Source organism: Lysobacter dokdonensis DS-58 (assembly GCF_000770795.1).
In the GTDB taxonomy this organism is placed as follows: Bacteria; Pseudomonadota; Gammaproteobacteria; order Xanthomonadales; family Xanthomonadaceae; genus Noviluteimonas; species Noviluteimonas dokdonensis.
This window is the reverse complement of the sequence record NZ_JRKJ01000011.1, coordinates 50833-56832: the sequence shown is the minus strand read 5'-3', so window position 1 is coordinate 56832 and position 6000 is coordinate 50833. Positions and strand designations below refer to the sequence as shown.

Annotated in this window: 8 protein-coding genes; 3 read left to right on the top strand and 5 right to left on the bottom strand. The window is 68.7% G+C overall.

Annotation, left to right across the window (positions count from 1 at the left end; all coding sequences use genetic code 11):
- Positions 1–98: 98 nt before the first annotated feature.
- The 3 genes from LF41_RS09830 to gloB all read right to left on the bottom strand — a co-directional run bounded on the left by LF41_RS09830 (position 99) and on the right by gloB (position 2750).
- Entirely contained in the window at positions 99–884 is a 786-nt protein-coding gene (locus LF41_RS09830; RefSeq protein ID WP_036169109.1) for an enoyl-ACP reductase FabI, read from the bottom strand.
- 64 nt (positions 885–948) lie between these two features.
- Entirely contained in the window at positions 949–1989 is a 1041-nt protein-coding gene (locus LF41_RS09825; RefSeq protein ID WP_052116303.1) for a lytic transglycosylase domain-containing protein, read from the bottom strand.
- On the bottom strand, positions 1986–2750 hold the full coding sequence (gene gloB, locus LF41_RS09820; RefSeq protein ID WP_036169107.1) for a hydroxyacylglutathione hydrolase: 765 nt from the start codon (positions 2748–2750) through the stop codon (positions 1986–1988). The genes LF41_RS09825 and gloB overlap by 4 nt, the downstream gene beginning before the upstream one ends.
- Before the next feature lie 46 nt (positions 2751–2796).
- Here gloB and LF41_RS09815 point away from each other — a divergent pair, with 46 nt between their 5' ends.
- Genes LF41_RS09815 through dnaQ form a run of 3 tightly spaced genes read left to right on the top strand, consistent with a single transcriptional unit; the run spans position 2797 to position 4642 of the window.
- Entirely contained in the window at positions 2797–3459 is a 663-nt protein-coding gene (locus tag LF41_RS09815) for a class I SAM-dependent methyltransferase (RefSeq protein ID WP_052116302.1), read from the top strand.
- On the top strand, positions 3456–3911 hold the full coding sequence (rnhA, locus tag LF41_RS09810; RefSeq protein ID WP_036169106.1) for a ribonuclease HI: 456 nt from the start codon (positions 3456–3458) through the stop codon (positions 3909–3911). The genes LF41_RS09815 and rnhA overlap by 4 nt, the downstream gene beginning before the upstream one ends.
- Positions 3908–4642, top strand: a complete 735-nt coding sequence (dnaQ, locus tag LF41_RS09805) for a DNA polymerase III subunit epsilon (RefSeq protein WP_036169103.1) — start codon at positions 3908–3910, stop codon at positions 4640–4642. Before rnhA ends, dnaQ begins: the two co-directional genes overlap by 4 nt.
- On the opposite strand, the gene LF41_RS09800 is transcribed toward dnaQ, so the two are convergent.
- Positions 4639–5343 (bottom strand): PP2C family protein-serine/threonine phosphatase, encoded by a 705-nt coding sequence (locus LF41_RS09800; RefSeq protein WP_036169101.1) that lies wholly within the window; start codon positions 5341–5343, stop codon positions 4639–4641. The two genes, dnaQ and LF41_RS09800, sit on opposite strands and share 4 nt — an antisense overlap.
- 151 nt (positions 5344–5494) lie before the next feature.
- Positions 5495–5902, bottom strand: coding sequence for a DUF6165 family protein (locus LF41_RS09795; RefSeq protein WP_036169098.1), 408 nt, complete (start codon positions 5900–5902; stop codon positions 5495–5497).
- Positions 5903–6000: the final 98 nt, after the last annotated feature.

Here is a 6000-nt window from a genome sequence, read left to right as displayed (position 1 = left end):
TGGACGTGCAGGTCGCCGAAGAGCGCCTGTAAGCAATCGCGCGAAACAAAAAAAGCCCGGCGATCGCCGGGCTTTTTTCATGCAACGATCGAAGTGGCTTACTCGAGCCCGGTCATGCCGAGGATGTTGTAGCCCGCATCGACATACGTCACTTCGCCCGTCACGCCCGCGGCGAGATCCGAGCACAGGAACGCGGCGACGTTGCCGACGTCCTCGATCGACACGCTGCGGCGCATCGGCGCATACGCTTCGACGTGGCCCAGCATCTTGCGGAAGTTGGCGATGCCCGCGGCGGCGAGCGTCTTGATCGGGCCGGCGGAGATCGCGTTGACGCGCGTGCCTTCCGGGCCGAGGTTCAGCGCCAGATACCGCACCGTCGCTTCCAGGCTGGCCTTCGCCACGCCCATGACGTTGTAGTTCGCCAGCGCGCGTTCGGCGCCGAGGTAGCTCAACGTGACGATGGCGCCGTTGCGGTTGGCCATCATCGGGCGCGCGGCCTTGGCCATCGCGGCGAGCGAGTAAGCGGAGATCTCGTGCGCGACGTTCCAATTCTCGCGCGTGAGGCCGTCGAGGAATTCACCCTCGATCGCTTCGCGCGGCGCGTAGGCGATGGCGTGCACGAGGATGTCGAAGGAATCCCAGTGTTGCTTCAACGCATCGAAGCACGCGTCGACCTGCGCGTCGGACGCGACGTCGAGCGGGATGACGATGTCGCTGCCGAATTCCTTCGCGGCGTCTTCCACGCGCGATTTCAGCTTGTCGTTCTGGTAGGTGAAGGCGAGCTGCGCGCCTTCGCGATGCATCGCCTCGGCGATGCCGCTGGCGATGGAACGCTGGCTGGCGACGCCGGTGATCAGCGCGCGTTTGCCCTGCAGGAAACCCATGGAACCTCCGATGTTGCGGCGCGCCGGCGGGGCGGCGGGGGCGACAGTGTGCCTTTGTCGCGCCTCAGGGGCCAGCCGCCGCCGATGCGCGCCCCGCGACGGGCGAGGGCGTCGACTCTGCCGCAGGCTTCGCGGGTGCGTCGATCGCGACGCGCGCGCCGTCGTCCACCGGCACGGGGGCGAGCACGCGCAGCGTGATGTCCTTGCGCGGCGTGACACGGCCGCCTTCGAAGGCCGGGTTGAACCGGCGCAACTGCGCCGCATCCAGGCCCCGCATCTTCGCGAAGGCATCGAGCGACTTCACGCTCGCCGGCAACACCTGCGCATCGAGATGCGCGACCGGCCGGTCGAGCGAACGCATCCATTCCTCGCGGTCGTCCGCCTGCTCCAGCAGGCACGACAGGGCACGCAACTTCTGCACGTACGCATGCGTGATCGGCGAGAGGCCCGGCAGGGTTTCGGGTTTCGCGTTGCGCGCGTTCTGGCCCGCGCGGCGCAGCGAACCGAGCACGCGGTACTCGCCCGCGTTGTAGGCCATCACCGCCAGGCGCCAGTCGCCGGCGAACATGCCGTGCAATGTCTTGAGATAGCGCACGGCCGCACGCGTTGAATCCACGGGCGAAAGGCGGCCGTCGTAACCGGTGCGCATCGGCACGTCGTGGTTGCGCGCGGTGGTGCCGATGAATTGCCACAAGCCCGCGGGACCGCTGGGGCTGCGTGCACCGGCGCGGTAGCCGCTTTCGACGAACGGGATCAGCGCGTATTCGGTGGGCAGGTGCGCTTCGCGCACCGCGTCGACGACATAGCCGAACAACGGCAGCACGTCGTCGTTGGCGCTGGCCATGCGGCGCGGCGCGTTCGCGAAATGTTGCTTCCAGCGCGGGCTGCCGCCGGTGGGGCACGAGGGATCGGCGAGGCCTGCGCGGAAGTCGGCGTAGATGTCGCGGCCGCTGCGTGCGTTGCGCGGTGCGAGGACGTCGTCGCTCGGCGCTTGCTGGGCGGCCGGCGGGGTCTTCGGGATTTCCTGCGAGGCCGCCGATGCGGCCGGCGCCGCCAGCGCGAGGCCGACGGCACAGATCAACGCCAGGCGCAGGCGCGCCGTCATGCGCGGTACCCGTCTTTCCACCGCCGCAATTCGGCGAATGCATCCACGCGGTCGAGCAACGCCCGACCGACATGCTTTGCGACGGCGCCACGGACATCGGGCACGTCGATGCGCAGGAACGGATTGCAGGCGCGTTCGTCGTCGATGGTCGTCGGCACCGTGGGGTGCGCGGACAAGCGCAGGCGCTTGGCCTCCACGCTGCGGTCCTGCAACGCGGTGTTGCCCGGCTCGACGGTCAGCGCGAAGGCCGCGTTCGAGACGGTGTACTCGTGCCCGCAGCACACCCGGGTCGAACCGGGGAGGGCGGCAAGGCGGTCCAGCGAGTCCAGCATCTGCATCGGGGTTCCCTCGAACAAGCGGCCGCAGCCGAGGCTGAAGAGGGTGTCCCCGCAAAACAAGACTTGATGGCCGTGGAATGCGATGTGGCTCACGGTGTGGCCCGGAATCTCATGGACCTCGAAGACCCAATCGCCGATCCGGGCGGTGTCGCCGGCGCCGACGCGTTGGGTGGCGGTGGCGATGCGGTCGTCGTGCGGGCCGATCACCGGGAGGTGGGGCAGTTCGGCGAGGATCGCGGGGACGCCGCCGATATGGTCGTGGTGGTGGTGCGTGAGCAGGATGCCGCGCAACGACAGGCCTTCGCCGACCGCCTCGAGGACCGGGGCGGCATCGCCCGGATCCACCACGAGCGCGGCGCCGTCGTCGTCGACCAGCGCCCAGATGTAGTTGTCCTCGAACGCCGGCAGCGGTCGCAATCGCATCGAAAGGCCTCTCCACGCGGAAGGGGCATCCCGCAGAATAGGGACCATGCCGCTCCCCGGAACCCCCCGTCAACCTGAACAAGCCCCGCTCGCCGGGGCGTGGTTCGGCACGGATGCGGGCCGCGCGGTGCTCGAAAGCGAAGGCGACATCCTCCGGATGGCCGCCGCCGAACGCCCCGGACAGCCCTGGCTGCGGCTCACGCCGGTCGAATCTCCCTGCGAGATCGGCGAACGCGAGCTGCCGCTGCATGTCGCGGGAGGTGCGTTCCATGGCCCGGTGCGCTGCGGCCTGCCTCTGCCGATCGCCTCCGAGTGCATGGGCACCGTCGTTCTCCAGCATGCGTGCGACGGTGCGGTCCTGCCGGCGCCGCTGCTCGAAGAGATCGCGCGCGTCCTCATTCCCGGTGGACGCCTGTGGCTGCTCACCCTCAATCCGCTGGCCCCCTATCGCATGCGGTGGCTGCGCCAGGGGCCGACCGCATCCGAACCCGTCCGCTGGCGCCGCCGCCTGCGCGCTGCCGGCCTCGAGCCCGAGGCGGTGTCGCAAGGCGTGGGCCCCCGCTGGACCCCCGTCCCCAACGCGTCCCTGCAACAGGGCGCAGGCATGCGCGCGGCCTTCCTGCTGCGCGCGGAGAAAAGAGTCGTGCCGCTGACCCCGCTTCGTCTGCGCCCCGTCGTCCGCATCGCCAACGGTGTCCCCGCCGCATGACGACCAAGCAGGTGGAGGTGCACACCGACGGCGCATGCCTCGGCAATCCCGGTCCCGGCGGATACGCGGCGCTGCTGCGCTACAAGGGCCATGAACGCGAAGTGGTCGGCGGCGAAGCGCTCACGACCAACAACCGCATGGAGCTGATGGCGGCGATCTCCGGCCTGGAATCGCTCAGCGAACCCTGCACGATCGTGCTGTACACCGACTCGCAATACGTCCGCCAGGGCATCTGCGACTGGATGCCGAACTGGGTCCGTCGAAACTGGAAGACAGCGGCAGGCGATCCGGTCAAGAATCGCGACCTGTGGGAGCGCCTGCACGCCGCCACCCAACGCCACACGATCGACTGGCGCTGGGTGAAGGGGCACAGCGGGGATCCGGACAACGAGCGCGTCGACCAACTGGCGCGCGATGAAGCGGTGAAGTTCAAGGGGATGGCGGCGCGATGAGGCAGGTGGTGCTCGATACCGAAACCACGGGATTGTCCTGGGACAAGGGCAACCGGGTGGTGGAAATCGGCTGCGTCGAACTGGTGGAACGCCGCCCGACCGGCCGCACGTTCCAGCGATACCTCAAGCCCGATTGCGCGTTCGAACCCGGCGCGCAGGAAGTCACCGGCCTGACGCTGGAATTCCTCGCCGACAAGCCGCGTTTCGAGGACGTCGTCGACGAATTCCTCGCCTTCATCGACGGCGCGGAACTGGTGATCCACAACGCGGCCTTCGACCTGGGGTTTCTCGATTACGAACTGGCGCGCATCGGCGTGCACCTGGGGTGCGTGCGCGATCGCTGCAACGTCGAGGACTCGCTCGCGCTGGCGCGCCAGCGGTTCCCGGGCCAGCGCAATTCGCTCGATGCGTTGTGCCGGCGCCTGGGCGTCGACAACTCGCATCGTTCGTTGCACGGCGCGTTGCTCGACGCGCAGTTGCTCGCCGAAGCGTACCTCGCGCTGACGTCGGGGCAGGGCGAGATCGGTTTCGCCGCCGCGGAAGATCCGGCGCGCGCCATCGTCGCGGAGTTCGCCGCGAGTGGCGGCCCGCGTCCGCGCATCACGGCGACGGTGGAAGAACTCGCCGCGCACGATGCGCGGCTGGCCGTGCTGCGCAAGAAGGCAGGCGGCCGCGCGGTGTGGGATGTGTTGATGGAGGAAGACGCCCCGATGGACGCCATCCCCGCTTAGTGACGCCGGACGAGCACCACGGTCACGTTGTCGGACCCGCCGCCGTCCAGCGCGGCCGCCACCAGGGTGTCGACGCATTCCTGCGCGCTGCATTCGTCGTGGCCCAGCACGCTGGCGATGTTGCCGTCCTCGACTTCCTCGGTCAGCCCGTCGCTGCATAGCAGCAGTTGCATGCCCGGGCGCAGTTCGCCGGTCATCGTTTCGACGTTCAGCTGATTCGGGTCGGTCACGCCCAGCGCCTGCGTCACCACGTTGCGGTGGGGGTGGCTGCGCGCCTGTTCGGCGGAAATCGCGCCTTGCGCGATCAGTTCCTGCACGTAGGAGTGATCCTGCGACAACTGCGCGAGCTGCCCTTCGCGCCAGATGTACACGCGGCTGTCGCCGACCCAGGCCACTTCGAAGCGGTTGCCCGTCACGCGCGCGGCGACGACGGTCGTGCCCATGGGCAGCGCGTCGTTGCGGCGGCGCGAGGCGCGGATGATTTCCTCGTCGGCGATGCGGATGGCTTGCGCGAGCGGCGTGCCGTCGCGCACTTCGCGCACGATGGTCTCGCGCGCCAGGGCGCTGGCGACCTCGCCGTATTCGTGGCCCCCCATTCCGTCGGCAACGAGCCACAACCCCAGCTCGCTGTCGCCGTAGTAGGTGTCCTCGTTCAATTCCCGACGCAGGCCGACGTGGGTCAGGTGTCCGAATTCGATCATTGGGCGGCTGACGAGGAGAGGGGACCCGCGAGGGGGCTTGCAGGCATCAACGGCATGATCGTTGCGATCCGGCCGTGCACGCCACGCGAACCGTCGGAACCGGGCACGGCGTCACGTTGTCCATACGCCACCCGACGGGACGCGGGCGTTCTCAGGGCGCGTCGCCGCTACGGTAGTCGGCGTACGACTTCTCCTCGACGTAGGCCGAGCCCAGCGCGAGGTTGATGTCCTTCTTGATCCGCGCGCGCTCGTCGTTCTCGAAATACACGCTGCGCGCCAGGCGCACGAACTCCTCGTCGAACGCGCGTGATTTCTCCTTCACGCGGATGTCGTCCTCGATCACCCAGAGCCGTTCGTTGACCGCCTTGAGGTCGGCGCGCAGCTTCGCGACGTCGCCGCCGGCGGCCGGATGCGCCATCCAGGTTTTCTCGAGCGCGGAGAGTTCGTTGCGGACGTTCGCCAGCTTGGCGGGATCGGACATGCGCTCGGACTTGATCTGCAGGATCGCGATCTTGTCGAGGAGTTCGCCGTAGGAGACCGGGACCAGGAGTTCGGACATTGGGCGATGTCGATGAGGGCAGGGCCCCACAGTCTACCCGCGCTTGTCCCGCGCGACGCGCGCCCGTATCATGCACGCCCCGCCGCCCGGCTTGTCCG